Source organism: Pseudomonas sp. NFPP02, assembly GCF_900119355.1.
GTDB classification, from domain to species: domain Bacteria; phylum Pseudomonadota; class Gammaproteobacteria; order Pseudomonadales; family Pseudomonadaceae; genus Aquipseudomonas; species Aquipseudomonas paracarnis.
Window position 1 is genome coordinate 101,670 of sequence record NZ_FPJI01000017.1, and the last position, 19,076, is coordinate 120,745.

The 19,076-nt window shown below is 59.8% G+C and carries 14 protein-coding genes; 5 read left to right on the forward strand and 9 right to left on the reverse strand.

Going from position 1 to position 19,076, the window contains the following annotated elements; all coding sequences use genetic code 11:
- Positions 1-110: 110 nt before the first annotated feature.
- The 5 genes from BT204_RS24495 to xylA form a co-directional block, all read right to left on the reverse strand.
- Positions 111-1,052 (reverse strand): ornithine cyclodeaminase family protein, encoded by a 942-nt coding sequence (locus BT204_RS24495; protein ID WP_072448525.1) that lies wholly within the window; start codon positions 1,050-1,052, stop codon positions 111-113.
- A gap of 223 nt (positions 1,053-1,275) precedes the next feature.
- Positions 1,276-2,412: a sugar ABC transporter permease gene (locus BT204_RS24500; RefSeq protein WP_034127128.1), complete on the reverse strand. Its 1,137-nt coding sequence runs from the start codon at positions 2,410-2,412 to the stop codon at positions 1,276-1,278.
- Positions 2,413-3,957: a D-xylose ABC transporter ATP-binding protein gene (xylG, locus tag BT204_RS24505; protein ID WP_072448527.1), complete on the reverse strand. Its 1,545-nt coding sequence runs from the start codon at positions 3,955-3,957 to the stop codon at positions 2,413-2,415.
- 97 nt (positions 3,958-4,054) lie between these two features.
- Positions 4,055-5,053, reverse strand: coding sequence for a D-xylose ABC transporter substrate-binding protein (xylF, locus tag BT204_RS24510; RefSeq protein ID WP_072448528.1), 999 nt, complete (start codon positions 5,051-5,053; stop codon positions 4,055-4,057).
- A 144-nt stretch (positions 5,054-5,197) separates the two neighbouring features.
- Entirely contained in the window at positions 5,198-6,514 is a 1,317-nt protein-coding gene (xylA, locus tag BT204_RS24515) for a xylose isomerase (protein ID WP_054895675.1), read from the reverse strand.
- 249 nt (positions 6,515-6,763) lie between these two features.
- Between xylA and BT204_RS24520 the strand changes: the two genes are divergently transcribed.
- The 4 genes from BT204_RS24520 to BT204_RS24540 all read left to right on the forward strand — a co-directional run bounded on the left by BT204_RS24520 (position 6,764) and on the right by BT204_RS24540 (position 10,905).
- A complete protein-coding gene (locus BT204_RS24520) occupies positions 6,764-7,234 on the forward strand; it encodes a hypothetical protein (protein ID WP_072448530.1) in 471 nt (156 codons plus the stop codon).
- Positions 7,235-7,320: 86 nt separating this feature from the next.
- Positions 7,321-8,733, forward strand: coding sequence for a PAAR domain-containing protein (locus BT204_RS24525; RefSeq protein WP_072448533.1), 1,413 nt, complete (start codon positions 7,321-7,323; stop codon positions 8,731-8,733).
- Positions 8,734-9,251: 518 nt separating this feature from the next.
- On the forward strand, positions 9,252-9,641 hold the full coding sequence (locus BT204_RS24535; protein WP_072448536.1) for a hypothetical protein: 390 nt from the start codon (positions 9,252-9,254) through the stop codon (positions 9,639-9,641).
- Between the two features lie 88 nt (positions 9,642-9,729).
- The gene (locus tag BT204_RS24540; RefSeq protein ID WP_034127136.1) at positions 9,730-10,905 is read left to right on the forward strand and encodes a XylR family transcriptional regulator; all 1,176 of its coding nucleotides are present in this window, start codon (positions 9,730-9,732) and stop codon (positions 10,903-10,905) included.
- Here the strand turns inward: BT204_RS24540 and BT204_RS24545 are convergent.
- The 4 genes from BT204_RS24545 to BT204_RS24560 form a co-directional block, all read right to left on the reverse strand.
- Positions 10,902-12,164, reverse strand: coding sequence for a carbohydrate porin (locus tag BT204_RS24545; RefSeq protein ID WP_072448538.1), 1,263 nt, complete (start codon positions 12,162-12,164; stop codon positions 10,902-10,904). The two genes, BT204_RS24540 and BT204_RS24545, sit on opposite strands and share 4 nt — an antisense overlap.
- Before the next feature lie 57 nt (positions 12,165-12,221).
- Positions 12,222-14,630: a glucose/quinate/shikimate family membrane-bound PQQ-dependent dehydrogenase gene (locus BT204_RS24550; RefSeq protein WP_072448540.1), complete on the reverse strand. Its 2,409-nt coding sequence runs from the start codon at positions 14,628-14,630 to the stop codon at positions 12,222-12,224.
- A 290-nt stretch (positions 14,631-14,920) separates the two neighbouring features.
- Positions 14,921-16,864: a methyl-accepting chemotaxis protein gene (locus tag BT204_RS24555; RefSeq protein ID WP_034127139.1), complete on the reverse strand. Its 1,944-nt coding sequence runs from the start codon at positions 16,862-16,864 to the stop codon at positions 14,921-14,923.
- A 138-nt stretch (positions 16,865-17,002) separates the two neighbouring features.
- A complete protein-coding gene (locus tag BT204_RS24560) occupies positions 17,003-17,893 on the reverse strand; it encodes a bestrophin family protein (protein WP_003190542.1) in 891 nt (296 codons plus the stop codon).
- A gap of 329 nt (positions 17,894-18,222) precedes the next feature.
- Between BT204_RS24560 and BT204_RS24565 the strand changes: the two genes are divergently transcribed.
- Entirely contained in the window at positions 18,223-19,074 is an 852-nt protein-coding gene (locus BT204_RS24565; RefSeq protein WP_169922168.1) for a hypothetical protein, read from the forward strand.
- Positions 19,075-19,076 lie beyond the last annotated feature (2 nt).

Below are 19,076 nucleotides of genomic sequence, written 5' to 3' on the forward strand. Positions count from 1 at the left end.
TCCTGAAATAAGCATTGTAGGCGCGTGCGTGCTCGCGAAAAACGTTGACGATAACGCGCCGATTCTGTGTGACCGCAGTGCCTGTGAGGTCTTGGCGAGCAAGCTCGCTCCTACAGTCGATACAGGGCATTGGCCAGGGCGATGTCTTCCAGGCCCAGGCCGATGGAGCGGAAAAAGACGTGACGATCGTAGTCGGGGCGCTGGGCCATGTCGCTGAACAACTCGGGCAGGTCGCCGACAATCGTGCGTTTGTCCCAGTCGTGCTGCTCGCTGGCGATCAGCATCTCACCGGCCGAATCCGGAGTGGTCTGGCGGTAGTCGCAGAACACGTGCATCTGGTTGAGGCAATGTGGCGGTACTTCATGGGCACGTGGCGCATTGGTGCTGATGGAGGTAATCAGCGCGGGTTTGCTCAGGCGCGAGGGGTCGATGACCGGCCCGGCGGACGAGGTGCACAGCAGGATCACATCCGTGTCTTCCAGGGCGGCCTCACAACTTGAGACGAGACTCAGGCGCGGGTCCAGGCTGGTCAACTGCGCACGCGTCTCGGCGCTGGCGCTGCCCAGGCTTGGCGAGTACAGGCGGATCTGCTGCCAGTCGCGCAGGTTCTGCACATAACGCAGGTGCGCCTGGGCGACCTTGCCGCTGCCGATGATCGCCAGGCGTTGCGCCGCCGCCGGTGCCAGCGCATCCACTGCCAAAGCCGTGGCGGCGGCGGTGCGTGCAGTGGTCAATTCAGCGGCATCGCACAACAGCAATGGCTGGCCGCTGTGCATCGACATCAATAAGGTCCAGGCCGTCACCAAAGGGCCCTGATCACGCACGATATAGGGGGAGGTCTTGACCCCGTACACGCCGTCTCCGGCCAGTACGCCCAGGTAGTTGATGAAATCCCCGGCGCCTTGAGGAAATTCCACCAGCTGTTGCGCCGGCTGTACCGCTTGCCCGGCGGCGAGGTCGCGGAACAGTTTGCGCAGGATCGCGGGTACATCGACTTGAGCCAATAAAGTACGGGCCTGGGCCTGGTCGATGACGAGGGGCGTCGTGGACATGGGGTTCTCCGGATAAACTAATTTGTCCATTATGGACTTTTAGTTTTTATCCGCAATAACCTGAGGGAAAAATGAGATCAATGTGGGGGAGCCATGAAGATCAAATGTGGGAGCTGGCTTGCCTGCGATGGCGGTGTGTCAGTCGGTCCATCAGGTGGCTGACCCGCCGCCATCGCAGGCAAGCCAGCTCCCACAGGTGATCGGTGGTGTTCTGGCGGACGAGTTATCGCCTGCCCGAGCGGGTACTCACATCCACCCACACCGCCAGCACCAGAATGCTGCCCTTCACAATCATCTGCCAGTAGCTGTCCACATCCAGCATCGACATGCCGTTGTCCAAACTTGTAATCACCAACGCGCCAAGCAGCGCGCCATAGACGGTGCCCGAGCCGCCGCGCATCGATGTGCCGCCGATAAAACAGGCCGCGATGGCATCGAGTTCGCCCATGTTGCCCGCCGAGGGTGAACCCGCAGCAAGGCGCGCGGTGTTGACCAGGCCGGCCAGCGCGCACATCACCCCCATGATGCCGAAGATCCACAGTTTCACTGCTTGCACGTTGATGCCGGATAGCCGTGTGGCTTCCATATTGCTGCCTACCGCATACACGCGGCGGCCGAATACGGTCTGGCTGGTGACGTAGCTGAATACGCCGAGCAGCACCAGCAACAGCAGAACCGGCACGGGGATACCGTCGTAGCTGTTGAGGGTGGTGACGAACCCGGCGAGCACCGCGCCGATCAATACCACACGTAACACGTCGCGCACCAAAGCGTGCGCGGCCAAGCCATGCAGTGCGCGGTTGCGCCGCTGCTTCCAAGTCAGGAACAGCGTCAGTGCGAACAGCAGTACGCCAAGCCCAGCGCCCACACTGTGGGGCAAATACCCCTGGCCCACATACACCAGCGACGGCGACACCGGCGCAATAGTGGTGCCGCCGGTAATCCCCAGCAGAATCCCGCGAAACGCCAACATTCCGCCCAGGCCGACGATGAACGAGGGAATGCGCAGGTAAGCGGTCATGTAGCCGTTGGCCAGGCCGATCATCAAGCCGCACAGCGCCACCAGGCTCAGGTTGGCCAATAGCGGCACGTGATAGACCACATCCAGAATCGCCGCCAGCCCGCCCAACAGTCCGAGCAACGAGCCCACCGACAAGTCGATCTCGCCGCCGATAATCACCAGCACCATGCCGCAGGCCAATATCCCGGTGATCGACATCTGCCGCAGCAGGTTGGAGAGGTTGCGCGGGGTGAGAAAACCGCCCTCGGTCTGCCAACTGAAAAACAACCAGATGAACGCCACGGCGATCACCAGCGCGAGCATCTTGTAGCGGGTAAAAAGGTGTTTGACCTGATTCATCTACGCGGTCTTCCGATCATTAGGGTTATGGCTGAGCGCGGCGGCGAGCACCTGTTCCTGGGTGAGCCCTTCATTGATGAAATCCCCCCGCAACTGGCCGTCGCCAATCACCAGCACGCGGTTGGACACGCCGAGCACTTCGGCCAGTTCTGAGGAGACCATGATGATCGACACGCCTTCGGCGGCCAGCGCACCCATCAGTTTGTAGATCTCGTACTTGGCGCCCACGTCCACTCCGCGTGTGGGTTCGTCGAGGATCAGCACCTTGGGCTGGGTCATCAGCATTTTCGCCAGCACGGCCTTTTGCTGGTTGCCGCCTGAGAGGCTGGTGATCGGCAGCGACGGGCTGGCGGTCTTGAGGTGCATGCGGCTGATCTGCTGGTCGATGCTGCCCAGTTCGGCCTCAGCGTCGATGCGGGTCATGTGCGCGTAGGTGTCGAGCACCGCCAGGGTAATGTTCTGGCCTACACCCAGGTCGGGAATGATGCCTTGGCGCTTGCGGTCTTCGGGCACCATGCACAGCCCGGCGTGGATCGACTTGAGCGGCGTGCGCGTATCGATCACCTGGCCGTCCAGCCATACTTCGGCGCTGTAGCGGCCGGGGTAAGCGCCGAACAGCGCCGACACCAACTCCGTGCGCCCGGCGCCCACCAAGCCGGCGATGCCAAGGATTTCACCGCGCCTGAGCACGAAGGAGATGTCGTCGACGCGCTTGCGCTTGGGGTTATCGACGTCGTAGCAGGTGACGTTACGCGCTTCGAAGATCACCTCGCCCACTTCATGGTGCTCGATGGGGAAGAGGTTGCTCATTTCGCGGCCGACCATCTGCGTGATGATCCGGGGGATGTCCATGTCTGCCATGGCGGTGGTTGCGATGTGCTTGCCGTCGCGAATCACCGCAATGGTGTCGCACACCGCCGCCACTTCATCAAGCTTGTGGGAGATGTACACGCAGGCCACGCCCTTGGCCTTCAGGCCCTTGATAATGTCCAGCAACACCTCGATTTCGCCACGGGTCAAGGCCGAGGAGGGCTCGTCAAGAATCAACAGGCGCGCCTGTTTGTTCAAGGCCTTGGCGATCTCCACCAGTTGCTGGTAGCCGCCGCCGTACTGCGACACCGGCAGCGCCACATTCATGTCTGGCACCTTGAGTTCACGCATCAACGCCTCGGCGCGGTGCAACATCGCCGGGTAGTTCATGCGCCCACCGGGCAGGGTCAGTTCGTGGCCCATGAAAATGTTCTCGGCCACCGACAGGTCGGGCACCAGGGTCAGTTCCTGATGAATGATGACAATCCCGGCGGCCTCGGTTTCGCGGATGGACTGGGCCTTGAGCGGCTGCCCATCCCAGAGGATTTCCCCCTCCCAGGTGCCGTGCGGGTACACCGCCGACAGCACCTTCATCAAGGTGGATTTACCCGCCCCGTTTTCACCGCACAGGCCCACGCATTCCCCAGGCTTGACCTTGATGTCTATGCCGTTGAGAGCGTTGACACCGCCAAAGCTTTTGACAATGCCGTTCATTTGCAGCAGGTAATGCGACATGGCAATGGCTCACACAAAAGGCCGACGAAACACCGTCACTGTAGGAGCGAGCTTGCTCGCGAAAAACCCCCAGGCGACACGGGCTGCCTGCCAGGACCTACAGGCCGATCTGCTCTTTGGTATAGAAGCCGTCTTTCTCCAACACATCGATGTTGGCCTTGGTCAACGGCGTCGGCGTGAGCAAGATGGTGTCGACCTTTTTGCTGCCATTGTCATATTGCGAGCTATAGGTAGGCTGTTCGCTGCGTGCCAACTGCACCGAAAGTTTGGCCGCTTCGGTGGCGATCAGCTTGAGCGGTTTGTACACGGTCATGGTCTGGGTGCCATCGATCACGCGCTTGATCGCCGCGAGGTCAGCGTCCTGGCCGGAGATGGGTACCTTGCCCGCCAGCTTCTGCGCAGCCAGGGCCTGGATCGCACCGCCGGCGGTGGCGTCGTTGGAGGCGACGATGGCGTCGATCTTGTTGTCGTTACGGGTCAGGGCGTTTTCGACAATGCTCAAGGCTTCGGTGGGGTTCCATTCCTTGACCCATTGCTGGCCGACGATCTTGATATCGCCTTTGTCGATGGCCGGTTGCAGTACCTTCATCTGACCTTCGCGCAGCACCTTGGCGTTGTTGTCCGTCGGCGCGCCGCCGAGCAGGAAGTAATTGCCCTTGGGCGCCGCTTGCAACACGCCGCTGGCCTGCATCTCGCCGACTTTTTCGTTATCGAAGGAAATATAGGCGTCGATGTCGGCGTTGAGGATCAGGCGATCATAGGACACCACCTTGATCCCGGCCTTCTTGGCTTCGGCCACCGCGTTGGTCAGCACCGTGGCGTTGAACGGCACAATCACGATCACATCGACGCCCCGGGAGATGAGGTTTTCGATCTGGGCAATCTGCTTCTGTTCGTTGGCATCGGCAGACTGCACGAAGACCTTGGCGTCGAGCTTTTCCGCAGCGGCAACAAAGTAATCACGGTCGCGGGACCAGCGCTCCAGGCGCAGGTCGTCGATGGAAAAACCGATTTTCGGGTGCGCAGGGTCGGCCATCACCGGCAGGGCGAGCAGCGCCACGGCTGCGGCGAGCAGGGCAGGTTTGAATGACTTCATGGTGGTGCGTCCTTTTATTGTTGTTGGAAAGACACTAGGTGAAGATCCTCTTTGTGGCGAGGGAGCTTGCTCCCGCTGGAGTGCGCAGCACTCCCATTTTTTGGGGCCGCTTCGCGCCCCAGCGGGAGCAATCTCTGGTCACAGTCAGGTGTAGATAAACCGATTCACCACGCCTTCAAGCATCTCCTGGCGCCCGCTCACCGCCTGCGGGTTCAGCTCGTTGGCAAAGGCATGTTCAGCCAATGACTCCAGGCTGAACTCACCGGCCAACACCGCCTGGCCCAACGGCTGCTGCCAGCCGGCATAGCGTTGGTCCTTGAACTGCTGCAAGCGGTCGTCCTGCACCATCGCCGCCGCACGCTCCAACGCCAGGGCCAGCACATCCATGGCGGCGACATGCCCATGGAACAGGTCCACCTCGTCGAGGCTCTGGCGGCGCACCTTGGAGTCGAAGTTATAGCCGCCGTTCTTGAACCCGCCAGCCTTGAGGATTTCGTAGGTGGCCAGGGTCATCTCCTCGACGCTGTTGGGGAACTGGTCGGTGTCCCAACCGTTCTGCGGGTCGCCGCGGTTGGCGTCGATACTGCCGAAGATCCCCAACGACACGGCGGTGGCGATCTCATGATGAAAGCTGTGCCCGGCCAGCGTCGCGTGGTTGGCCTCGATGTTCACTTTGATCTCGTGTTCCAGGCCGTACTCATGCAGGAAGCCGAACACGGTGGCGCTGTCGTAATCGTATTGGTGTTTGGTCGGCTCTTGGGGCTTGGGCTCGATCAACAGGTCACCCGTAAAGCCGATCTTGTGCTTGTGCTCCACCACCATGCGCATAAAACGCCCGAGCTGTTCGCGCTCGCGCTTGAGGTCGGTGTTGAGCAAGGTTTCATACCCTTCACGGCCACCCCACAGCACATAGTTGGCGCCCTTGAGGCGCAGCGTGGCATTCATTGCACTGAACACCTGGGCGGCGGCGAAGGCGAACACCTCTGGATCTGGGTTGCTCGCCGCCCCGGCGGCAAAACGCGGGTTGCTGAAGCAATTGGCGGTGCCCCACAGCAGCTTGATGCCAGTCTGTTCCTGATGGCGCTCCAGGTGGTCGACCATCTGCGCAAAGTGATTGCGGTACTCCTTGAGCGTGCTGCCTTCGGGCGCCACATCGGTGTCGTGAAAGCTGTAGTAGTCGATGCCCAGCTTGGAAAAAAACTCAAACGCCGCCTCGGCCTTGCCGATGGCCACCTCCATCGGATCGCCACTGCGCTGCCACGGGCGCTTGAACGTCCCCATCCCAAACATATCCGCCCCCGGCCACACAAAGGTATGCCAGTAACAGGCGGCCATGCGCAGGTGCTCCCGCATGGGCTTGCCGAGGATCAGCTTGTTGGCGTCGTAGTGACGAAACGCGAGGGCAGAGGTGCTGGCAGGGCCTTCGAAGCGCACCTTTTCGACACCGGGGAAGTACGGCATGGGGTTTTCCTTATTGTTCTGGGCGGTGTCTGGATACTAGCAATGGCACCTGGGTGGCTGATTATGAAAATCACCAAAGGGGAGTGCGATTTTGAGTGAAGGGCTGAGAACGGCTGAGGGAGTACAGGATTTAGGGAAACGTCTGACTTTACGGTGGGGATATGCCTCTTCAAAGTTTGGGTTGTCAGCCATTGCCTTGATGTGAACAAGCGCAGGCGACTAACTAAGCTGAGAATGAGGAAGATAAAGATGAGTGCATCGCACACCTTGCTATATACCAATGAAGTGTCGGCTGAGTTTTTAATTGAGCTGGACATGCCTGCATTTTCCGAGCAACAACTTTCGGGTTTCAGCGAGCAAGCTCTGAAGATCATTAATGAACGAGATGCCCAAAACAAGGCTCATCCGGCTATTGCAATTTATCGAGTGGCGGCCGAAGGCAGCCAGACGCGTAACGGTGGGGTGATTAAAAAAACCACATCGCAAATGGCATTCAAATTGGCTGATGGTTCGCAAGTACGTGCTGCGCACAAAGGGGATTGCGCTGTATACGCCGACGGCACGACGGCGCAGATCGTGACGTGTGCGGGTGAAGCTAATAGCCATATTGCGCTTGTAGGAAGCACGCTCAGCAACGGTGACGAAATTATCAATACGCCACAAGGTTCAGTACTGCTGATTGCTCGTGAAGGCGTGCAGAAGGCAGATGATTTTTTATGAGGGATTACTAAGTGTGTTGTGTATGACTTAGTTGTTTTTCCGCGCTATGCACTTGAGTACATAAAATTTTAAAAGAGGGTGCGTGAATGAGTGAAGGATATTTTGTGGGTTTGGGTGATAATACAACCTGTGGCGGAAAAATTATCGAGGGCGATCCTAGAGTTAATATATATGGTGTTCTCCATGCTCGCGAAGGCGACTTGGTTACTTGTGGAAAACATGAAGGGACTTACCAGATCGTCGGCGGCATTTCTCATATCGAAAGTCATGGAAAACGTGTGGCCGGCACGCTGGACAGCTTCAGCAGCTGCCCCTGTCGAGCTCGGCTTATTCCTTCGGTTTACTCCGCCACCTATGAAAATGAAAGTTCAGAGCCGCCAATTAATCAGCGAGTTGCTCAGCCAAGCACATCATCTGCAAATGGCAGCCCTGTAGCGCCGCGTCAGTCTGGTTTCGCCCCGTCGGGTCGTACAGTTCCAACGGCATACAACGGCATGAATGGGCAAGAGCCTGGTTTCTATATCGTGCCCCAGAGCATGACCCGCGAGGCGCTGGAAGCCACACTTTTTCCGACGCTCGACCCGGCTGTAATGCGCAAGTTTCAATCGCTGAATCCCAACACAGGCCACGTCAAAGCTGGTTCGATGATCGTGCTCAGCGATCCGAACAACGCCTCCTGCACGTATGAAGAAGCTCAGTTGATGCAGGCTGCACAACACGTCAGCGCATCACTGGATGAACTGACGCCGGACGAGGCTGATTTTCTGTATCGCCACGGTGCAGAGATCGCCGGTTTCATCGGCCAAACCTCAACCTGGCTCGGCGTCAGCGCGGTGGTGATGGAAAAGCACCTGAACAACCTGCGCGAAACGCTGCAGGCTATGGAACGCCTGCATCAGGACAGCTATCGGCAGCACGGGCATCTTAGGTCAGCGCAGTTCTTTGCTGATCGCCAACGGTTGATGAACCAGTTGGATGCTCATCTGCTCAACTCCACCCGCCTGCGCGGGCAGACCACCTTGGGCGATCACCCCAAGTTGAAAGCGGCCCTGGGTATATCCAGCCGCAGCTTGGTGCATCACTGGGACAAGGCGGGTGGGCCGGGGCAGATTCCGGGGTATGCCGCGCATGTGGAGGCGGTCAGCCGTGCCACGAAGTATATGAAGACCGGTGGGTACATCGGCATTGGTCTTGGCGCGGTATCTTCGTTGTTGGCAATTCAGCAGGTGTGCAAAGGGGATTCTGCGGCAGCGTGTAAAAAGGTCAAGTTTACTGAAGGGGGAAAATTTGGCCTTTCTACTGTCGGTGGTGCTTGGGGTGGCAGGTTAGGTTTACAGGCCAGCGGTCCTGTCTGCCTGGCGCTAGGTATCTCTACAAGTATAGGAGGTGTTATTTGTGCTGCTGCACTGGTAGGAACTGGTGCATGGGTGGGCACGACGGCAGGTGGGATGGGAGGGGAGCTAGGTGGAGAAATCCTTCACGAGAAAACTGCGCTATGACTGAGGAGGAATTCTGGAAGTCCTGGTTCGCTTTTTGGATTGTTGGCGGTGGTCCTTTTTTGCTTGGAGTTATAAGCATTGGATACACGTTGTATCTGAGCCGGTGTCACTTGGACGCCATGAAGGACGCGTTGAAGAATAGCCGTTACATTTACTTATGGGGACCGAGTTTGGGGCGGCGGGGGGTGATTTGGACCCTGTTGGAGATAGCGAAAATCGCAGGAATGGTGACGTGGTCGAAGACGTATATCCGAATTGGGGATGTAAACGCTGCTGATCTTGAAAGCTTTCCACCCTACCTAAAGCGTCTGCTGATTATTGATACGGCTATGAAAGTCATTGGTTTTACTTGGCTTGTTATCGTAGCTGTACTACTGAAGTTTAAGTAGTTTGAGGGGGCGACATCCCTTACTTGAAAAGCACTCGGCGTTTCCAATTCGTAGCCTGACGCATCACTAGGTTCCGGTGGGTACGCCGAGGCAAACCTGAGAAATGAAAAAATTTACGAGGCCAGAACTATGACCAGTATCGATACGTGGTCTCCCTGGATCGCTATGATGGCTACAGGAGTGCCAATTATGCTCGCCGCTGCTGGCATTACTTTTAGTCTTTACCTTAGTCGTCGACACTTGGACTCTATAAAGAAGGCACTGAAAAACAGTCGTTTTATTTATATCTGGGGAACAAGCCTGGGAAAGAGGGGGGTAATCTGGTCGCTTCTGGAAATATCAAAAATTGCCGGAATGGTGACGTTGCCGAAGGCGTCTATTCGCATCGGAGAACTGGACCCTGACGATCTTGAAAATTTTCCCCCTCGTCTAAAACGTCTGTTGACCATCAATATGATGATGTTGATCGGTTCCGTATTTTGGGCCGCAGTTGCAGCCATGTTGGTGGAATTTAGGTAAGTTGAGCGGGCCTCCTCCGAGGCCCGCTATCCTGATCAGTCAAACCTCTGCGTACTCATCTGCACCGACCGGCCCCAGGACAAAAACAATGAAAACCCTACCGCCCGTTCACCGCATCGCCTTGCTGTTCAACGGCAGCAAAATCTACGACCGTGGCATCATCGCCGGCATTGGCAACTACCTGAGCAGCACCCGCGCATCCTGGGACCTGTTCCTGGAAGAGGACTTCCTCTGTCGCCTGCGCGGTATCGAGCGTTGGCAGGGGGATGGGATCATTGCTGACTTCGATGATCCGCTGATTGGCGAGGCGCTGGCCGGCAGTCGGGTTCCAGTGGTGGCGGTGGGCGGGTCTTATGAGGATGTGGGCAAGTACCCGAAGGGCATTCCCTATGTGGCCACCGATAACCATGCCCTGATGAAGCTGGCCTACGAGCACCTGGTGGAGGCGGGTTTGACGCGGTTTGCCTGTTTCAGCCTGCCCGAAGCCCAGGCCAATCGGTGGGCCCAGGAGCGTGAGAAAGCTTTTCGCCGCTTGATGCAGCGTGATGGCTTGCAGGTAGAGGTGTATCGCGGCCTGGGCACCAGTGCGCCGTTGTGGGACAGCGCGGTGGAGCAGCAGATTGCCTGGCTGCACAGCTTGCCCAAGCCTATCGGCATCATCGCGGTGACCGATGCCCGCGCCCGGCAATTGCTGCAAGCCTGCCTGACGGCGGGTATTGCGGTGCCGGAGGAGGTGGCGTTGATCGGCATCGACAACGACCCGCTGACCCGCACCCTCACGCGGGTGCCGCTCAGTTCGGTGATCCAGGGCACGGAGACCATGGGCCGTACCGCTGCGGCATTGTTGCATCAGATGCTGCATGGCAAACCCTGCACGGGCACGCAGGTGCTGGTGCCGCCAGACGCCATTAACGTGCAAGCCTCCAGCCTGCATCAACCCCTGGGCAACCCTTACGTGATGCAGGCCTTGTTGTTTATCCGTCAGTACGCCTGCCAGGGTATCAAGACCGATCAGGTCGCCGCTTATGTCGGTGTTTCCCGCTCGTCCCTGGAAGCGCATTTTCGCAAGGCGCGTGGCTGCAGCGTGCATGATGAGATTTTGCGCTTCAAACTCGCCGCTGCCGCCAAGGGCCTGGAAAACCAAAGCCTTGCTATAGCCGACATTGCCGCACGCTGCGGCTTCACCTCTGCGCAGTACCTGCATACGGTGTTTCGCCGCGAATTTGGCTGTACGCCACGTCAGTATCAGCAGGGCGCGAGCTAGAACACCGCTTTGACTTGCAAACCCAGCACCAGCGCATTGTCGATGCTCTCACCGGAAAACGCCCCCGGCTCGATGATGTATTGCACATCCGGGCGCAAGGTCAGCCAAGGCGTGGCCTGGTAGCCATAACTGAGTTCGATCAACTGTTCGGCACTGTCGATTGAGGGGTAGGACGCCCCGGCATTGAACGCAGCCAACTCTTGCACATCACGGCTGCGCGGGTTCGGCACCGCGCGGCCATAGCCCAAGGCGACGGTATCGCGCGGGCGACCTTCGAACGGCTTGTACAGCACCACGCCTGCGCCATACCACTTGGTGAACGGCGAGGCCGCTTGGCTGGCGGCAGAGTACTGGCCGAAGGCGTGCAGGCTACGGCCTTGGGATGATTGTGAGGCCCACACAGCCTGGTCGATCAAGAGGTAGTGACCGCCACGCCCGCTGACGTCCTTGTTGCTGCCAATGCGTTTTACATCGGAACTGTCGTAGTAATAACCGAGCTTGTATTCACCGGGCAGTGCGCCCGCATGCTTGTAGATAAGCTCGATGGGCACCACGGTGCCGGTGGTGTGCTTGGGCCCCAGGTGCCAGGCACGGCTTGAGTTGCCATTGCTGGACGGGTCGACATTGAACGCCGCCACGCGCAGTTGCCAGTTGGGCGAAAAGTCGTATTTTACCCGGGCACCGAGGTGCGCATTCGGGTAGTTGGCCCAGCCACTGCCGCCGGACATATTCAGCGGATGCCCGCAGAAGCCGGCGTTCATGAAGTTGCACAGGATGCCGCTGTCCAGGCCGCCGAGATCATTGCCCATGGCCATATAGCCCAGCTTGAGGTTCAGCGCCGGGGTGAACAGCGTGCGCTCGTAGCTCAGCTCGGTGAGGCGCGTGTAGAGGCCGCCGTAGTTTTCCTGGATCGGCAGGCGGTTGCCCACCAAGTCCTCGGAGGCGCTGTTGCCGCGTCGGTCGTTGATGGTCAGCTGGATGCGGTCGCCGTTGTTGAAACCGTAGAGCTTGCCCAGGTCGAACTGCACGCCGAGCTTGATATTTTGCGAATAGCGCGCCGAACGGTGTTGGCCGCCGTGGGCGTTGTAGGCGGTCTCGCCGCTGTAGTCACCGGTAAAGCGCACACCTTGCGCGTCGAGTTCGCGGCGCAGGCCGCCCCAGTCGCCGGTCAGGGTGGTGTCGTCGGCTTGAACGGGCAGGGCGGCCGCAAAGGCCAGGCCCAGCGCCAGGCGCCAGGCGGTATGAGGAGTAGGGGTCATGGGGGATCTTTCCAAACACAAAGCGCGGTGCCGGAGCACCGCGCGAACAGAGGGCGGTTACGGCAGGGCGTAGGCGATCACGTAGTCGCCACGGTCGGTGGACTGGCGTGCGCCGCCGGCGGTGACGACGATGTATTGCTTGCCGGTTTTCGGCGACACGTAGGTCATCGGCCCACCCTGGCTGCCGACGGGCAGGCGGGCTTTCCAGATTTCATCGCCATTGCCGCTGTTGAAGGCGCGCAGGTAGAAGTCCTGGGTGCCGGCGATAAAGATCAGGCCGCCTTGGGTGGACAGCGTACCGCCCAGGGTCGGCAGGCCTACCTTGATTGGCAGGTGCATGCGGATACCCAGGGGGCCGGTGTCTTCAACGGTGCCCACCGGTACTTGCCAGGCGACCTTTTGCGTCTTCATGTCGATGGCGGTCAAGGTGCCGAATGGCGGCGCCTGGCACGGAATGCCGGCCACCGACAGGAAGCGGTTTTTGTTCACCGCGTACGGCGTGCCCTTGAGCGGCACGGCGCCCATGCCGGTGTTCAGCGCTTCCCCACCGGAAGAGGCCTGGGCCTTGTTCTGCGACGGTACCATCTGGATCCACAGGCCCAGGCGCATGTCGTTGACGAAGATAAAACCGTGCACCGGGTCGGTGGAAATGCTGCCCCAGTTCATGCCGCCCAGGGAACCCGGGAAGCTCAGGGATTTATCGGTGCCCGGCGCGGTGTACAGGCCGTCGTAGCGCATGCCCTTGAAATCGATGCGGCACAGCAACTGGTCATACGGCGTCGCGCCCCACATGTCCGACTCGGTGAGGGTTTGCGCGCCGATCTGCGGCATGCCGACGGATTTAGGCTGGGTCAGGGAATACGGCTCGTTGGGAATGTTCGCGGCTTTTACCGGCACTTCCTGCACGTCCGTCAGCGGCTTGCCGGTGGCGCGGTCGAGCACGTAAATCTGCCCGGCCTTGGTGCCGATGACCACGGCCGGTACAGCCTTGTCGCTACCTGGCGGGGTGAAGTCGATCAGGCTTGGCTGCATTGGCAGGTCGAAGTCCCACAGGTCGTTGTGGACCGTCTGGTAGACCCACTTCTCGGCACCGGTGGAGGCGTCGAGTGCCAGCACCGAAGCGCCGTATTTGTGGTTGAGCTGGGTGCGCTCCACGCCGTAGATATCGGTGGAGGAGCTGCCCATCGGCAGGAAGACCGTGTTCATCAGTGGGTCGTAAGACATTGGCGCCCAGCTGTTCGGGGTGCTGCGCACGTAGGTGGCGTCGCCCGTCGGGGCCTGCTTGTCTTCAGGGTTGCCTGGGTCGAAGGCCCAGCGCATCTGACCAGTGATCACGTCAAAGCCACGGATCACGCCACCGGGCATATCGGTCTGCACGTTGTCTGCCACGCGACCGCCGACTACGACGGTGGTACCGGCCATCAGCGGCGCTGAGGACAGTTGGTAGTAGCTGTCTGGTACATTGCCCAGGCCGGCCTTGAGGTCCACCTGACCGTGGGTGCCGAAGTCTTCGCAGAACTTGCCGGTGTCGGCGTCTACGGCGATCAGGCGTGCATCAATGGTGTTGGTCAGCAGGCGACGCTGGCACTGCGCACCGGCGGGCACGCTGGCGGCCAGGACCGGCGAGCTGTCGGGCTGGGCCGGCTGGGCAATCGGCGCGCTGGCGTCGAAATACGCCATGCCCCGGCAACGCTGCCACACTGCCGATTTGGCGTTGACTTCGTTTTTCCACAGTTCTTTGCCGGTGTCGGCATCCAGCGCGATCAGGTTGTTGTGCGGGGTGCAGATAAACACTTTGTTGCCGATCTGCAGGGGCGTCAGTTGGTCTTCGGCTCCGTTACCGTCGCTGATGGCCACGTCGCCGGTGTGGTAGGTCCAGGCGACCTTGAGCTTGTCGATGTTGTCGCGGTTGATCTGGTCCAGCGCGGCGAAACGGCTGCCACCTTCGGTATTACCGTAGTGGGCCCAATCTTTCTGCGCATCGGCCGCAGCCACCGGGGTGACGCCCGGGCCTGCACCGGTGGGCGCAACGCTGGGGTGCGCGACAAACATATTGCCCGCTGCCACCGCCACGCCCAGCGCCAATACGGCGGCGACGCCATAGGCACCCCGCGCCGGTTTGCCAGCCAGCAACGGATACACCAGTGCGACCACCACGCCAATCACCGCAAACATGAACAGTCGCGAGAACAGCGGCCAGTATTCCAGGCCCACGTCGGCCACCGCCCACACGGCGGTAGCCACTAGAAACGCGGCGAACAACCAGGCGCCGGCAGGCTTGCAGCGGGCAATCAACAGCCCGGAGATGGCCATGACCACGCCGCCCAGCAGGAAGTACCAGGAACCTCCCAGGCTGACCAGTTTGGCGCCGCCGACGGCAAGCGCAAGGCCGAGCAGGGCGATGACGACGCCCAGGCCCAGGAGTAAGAATCTAGAGACGCCAGCGGCGCGCGATGCTCGTTTCATGTCGAATGGACTCGAGTGAGAGAGGGCAAAGACGCGATTTTAGCAAGATAAGTAACCGGTTAGTACATTTGAGTCCTGCAATAGACTGTTGCAGGTACTGCGATGATGGGCGGGGCCGCCTCTGAGTCGGCCTAGATGGACCCGGCGACGCGTACCCTGTGGCGAGGGAGCTTGCTCCCGCTGGGGCGCGAAGCGGCCCCTCTCTTAATTTAAAAGACTGGGACTGCTACGCAGTCCAGCGGGAGCAAGCTCCCTCGCCACGGTACAGCGCTGCCTTTATTGGGCGGGCATCAGAACTTGAAGCGCCCCACCAGCCCATTGAGCTGGCCGGAAATATCAGTCAGCCGCCCTGAACCGGTCTGCGCCGAATGCGCAAAGCCTTCCACCAACTGCGCGTCGGCGTGGATCTGCGCGATATGCCGGTTGATCTCTTCGGCCACCTGGTGCTGCTCTTCGGCGGCGGTGGCGATCTGAGTGTTCTGGTCGCGAATCGAATCCACCGAGCCGCGGATCTTGTCAAAGCTGTCACGGGCCTGCTGGATGCGCTCCACGCTGGTGTTGGACACCAGCAAGCTGCCTTGCATCTGCTGGGTGACTTCCTGGGTGCGGCGGGCAAGGTTGCCCAGCAGGCTGTCGATTTCGCCGGTGGAGTCGGCGGTGCGACGCGCCAGTGCACGCACTTCATCGGCGACCACCGCAAAGCCGCGGCCCTGGTCGCCAGCGCGGGCGGCTTCGATCGCGGCGTTGAGCGCCAGCAGGTTGGTCTGTTCGGCAATCGAGCGGATGGTGTCGAGGATGGTGTTGATGTTCTGGCTGTCTTGCTCGAGCAACTGCATGGTCTGTGTGGATTTTTGCAGGTCTTCGCTGAGCTTGAGCACGCTGCCGGTGGCTTCGCCGATGTGCTGCTGGCCGGTGTGCACGTCGCGATAGCCCTCATCGGCACTCGTGGCGGCGGCGCTGCATGAACGCGCGACTTCGTTGGCGGTGGCGACCATCTCGTTGAACGCGGTGCTCACCAGTTCCACGGCTTCGCGCTGGCGGCCGGCGGCCTGGTTCATATTGTTGGCCACGGCGCTGGTGTCGGCGGCGGCGGTTTGCAGGTCTGAGGAGGCGTTGCCGATGCGCTGCACCAGTTGCGCGATCATGCTCAGGAACTGGTTGAACCAGCCGGCCAGGCTGGCGGTTTCGTCCTTGCCTTGCACTTTGAGCTGGCGCGTGAGGTCGCCTTCACCTTCGGCGATTTCCTGCAGGCCGTCGGCCACACCGCGAATCGGACGCACGATCACACGGGCGAAACTGGCACCGACGATTGCGAACACCACGGCCAGTACGGCGGCGATCGCAGCGATCAACCACGTCAGGCGGGTGGCGCCGGCCATCACTTCGTCACGCTTGATCAGGCCGATAAAGCGCCAGCCCAAGTCTTTGGAACTGACCACGTTAGCCATGTAGGCCACGCCATCGATGCTCACCTCGGTCACGCCATCGCCGTGCTTGGCCAGTTCGGCGTAGTTCGCGCCCAGGCCCGCCAGGGGCTTGAAGTTGTGCGTGGCATCGCTGGGGTCCACCAGCACGTTGCCGTCGGCTTCCACCAGCATCAGGTAGCCGCTGTCGCCCAGCTTGATGGTGCGCACCAGCTCGGTGAGTTGCTTGAGCGACACGTCAAGGCCAACCACCCCAAGGACGTTACCCGTGGCATCCGCGACGGTGCGCACGGTGCCGATCAGCACCACATCGTCCGGGGCCCAGTAGTAGGCGCCTGTGCGCACGGTCTTGCCTGGCGCTGCAATGGCGGCCTGGTACCAGGGGCGGGTGCGCGGGTCGTACTGCGTCAGCTTGGCGTCGTCCGGCCAACTGGCGTAGCCGCCATCGCTCAGTCCCAGGGACAGGTAGGCGGTACTGGGGTGGCTTTTGGCGAACTGATCAAAAATCGCCAGCAGTTCGGTGTTGGTCGGCGTCAGCGGAATTTGCGCTGCATCGGCGCCGGCGTAGTTCTTCAGGTTCTTGGCCGCGATCACACGCGGGTCTTTGGCGACGAAGTCGACATTCTGGCTGATGCCGTCGAAAAACTGCTGCATGCCATTGTCGATCTGGCGGATCTCGCGGCCGCTGCTGTCGAGGAAGTTGGCCAGCGCACCCTCGCGCAGGTTCAGCACCACGATAATGGCGACCAGGATGACCGGCACGCACGCGATGGCCGCAAACGCCCATGTCAGCTTTTGCTTGATATTCATAACTTCACCCGCGGGTATTTATAGTTTTGGCAAGGGGAGAAAAATGGCTACTGCGTGTCGCAGGCGTTTTTGTGAGAGGCGAGGCCATGCGTACCCTCGGTATATCGGCCGAGGGAGTTGGCACTTGAGGAGGGGGAATCAGGCGATCGGGTCACCGACCAGGGCATCGCGGCGCATCGACTGCAGGTTCTTCTCGATGGTTTCGCAGATGCTTTCCATCTGGATCTGGTGTTCGCTGGAATTGAACGGGCTTTGCAGGTCGGTGCCGATGCGTTCGATGGCCAGCAGCATGAAGCCCACGACCGTGGAGGCCAACGGCGTGAACCAACCGAGCGATTCCACCAGGCCCACCGGCACGATCAGGCAGAATAACGAAATGAATAGCCGCGGGAAGTACACGTAAGGGTAGGGCAGTGGCGTGTTGGCAATCCGCTCCATGCCGCCCTGGGCGTTGGAGAGGTCCACCAGGGTCGACTCCAACCGCGCCAGGCGGATGCTGTCCAGGCGCCCGGCCTGGTATTCGCGCGCCAGCAACGAGGCCGAGCCGGTGAGGATGTCATTGGCGAAGTTATTGGTGGCGCCGTTGCGCGCAAATTCTTCGGCGGGGATAAAGGCTCGCACTTCCTCCGGGCACGGCTGGCCCTTGAGGTGCGCAGCCAGGCAATTGACGTAAGCCACGTGACGGCGCAACAGCGTCGACTTCACCGGGTTCACCTCACCAGGGGCGTCATCGAGCAGGGTCAACACTTGCCGAGCAAAACTGCGCGAGTTGTTGACCATCGCACCCCACAGCGTGCGTGCTTCCCACCAGCGGTTGTAGGCGCTGCTGTTGCGAAAACTGATCAGCACCACCAGTGCCGAGCCGAGCAAGGTCAGGGGCATCAGCGGCAAATTGATCTTGGCGGTGAGAAACAGCATGAAATCCACCGTCACCGCCACATCCCACAACAACAGCCAGAACAACGCCCAGCCCACATAGCCCATGGTCTTGATGATCAGGCGGTATTTCTTCAGAAGGGCAGCTTTCAAACGAGAACCTCGCGGCGGGCGGTTGGCAACAATCCCCTGTTACGACGCCGCCGAGGAAGGAAGGTTCGCAGTGTGCTGAATCGATTAGTCCTCTAACCGCCAGGCGGAGAGAATGTAACCAAAGGTTGCGCGTAAGTGTGTGCCATAGGGCATCTGACTGTGGAACAACTTTGGTACTGATGACGTCTTGTCCGGCAATCGCTGTACATTGCGTTCGAGGCAAAAAGCCATTAATGGCAGGATTTTTGAAGTGATTTGTTTTGGGGCCGGGCTGCAGGGATTTCGTAGCTGAGATCAGTGGCATCAAGTTGGATGATCAGGGCTCTTTCATGCGTGTCAGTTCGTTGAAGTTGGCTATGTGTAATACCGCGCAAGCGCTCGAACGTCATAAGGATTTTGAATCGTGCATGAGAGCGCATTACCACGTGCTGCTCGTGCCCTATTCGAGACGACCGTTTTTCTACAAGAGTGCCCTTAAATACAGCCGCTTGATGGTGTCGTTTGCATTATTGAGCCAATACTTTTCTACACCGCTGCCTTTGTTGGCAGAAGTTAAAGCCTTGTGCGTAACGCGCAAATATTGTTCGAAAAACAGCCTGGAATCGATTTTTTTGCTATTCCGGGCCTTGGGTTTCATGGAGGTTGCGCCGCACCCCGAAGACAGTCGCTTCAGGGTGTATGCACCTTCGGATGAAGCCTGCCGCGAAGCGCGGTTGATGCTCACCGCCCTCACGGAGTCTTTGGCGCTGCTCTATCCCGAAAGGGAAGTGTTCCGGCAGATGCGCGACTTGGATGACCGCGAGTTCCTTGCGCTCTATTTCAAGGGTTTTGCCATGATTCTCGCGGCCGAGTTGACGGTGGATGTCTTGCTGCCCGAATGTTACTGGCTGGTGAAGCGCGACGCCGGCCATCTGTTGATGCTGGCGATCTACAACGACGCCTTTGCCCCTGAGAACGACCGCGCCACCTTCCGGTCGTCTTCCTACCTAGCCTTGGCCAAGCAACTTTCCGTGTCCAAGACCCACATTATCCGTATGGTGCAGGAGGGGGTTGAAAAGGGTTATTTCAAAGCCCACTCCAAAACCCGGCTGGAAGTTCTGCCACCCTTTGCCAGCCTGGTAAAGCGGTTCATGGCCTTTTCATTTGCGATGGGCCTGCATGCTATTGAGATGGGAGCGTAAGG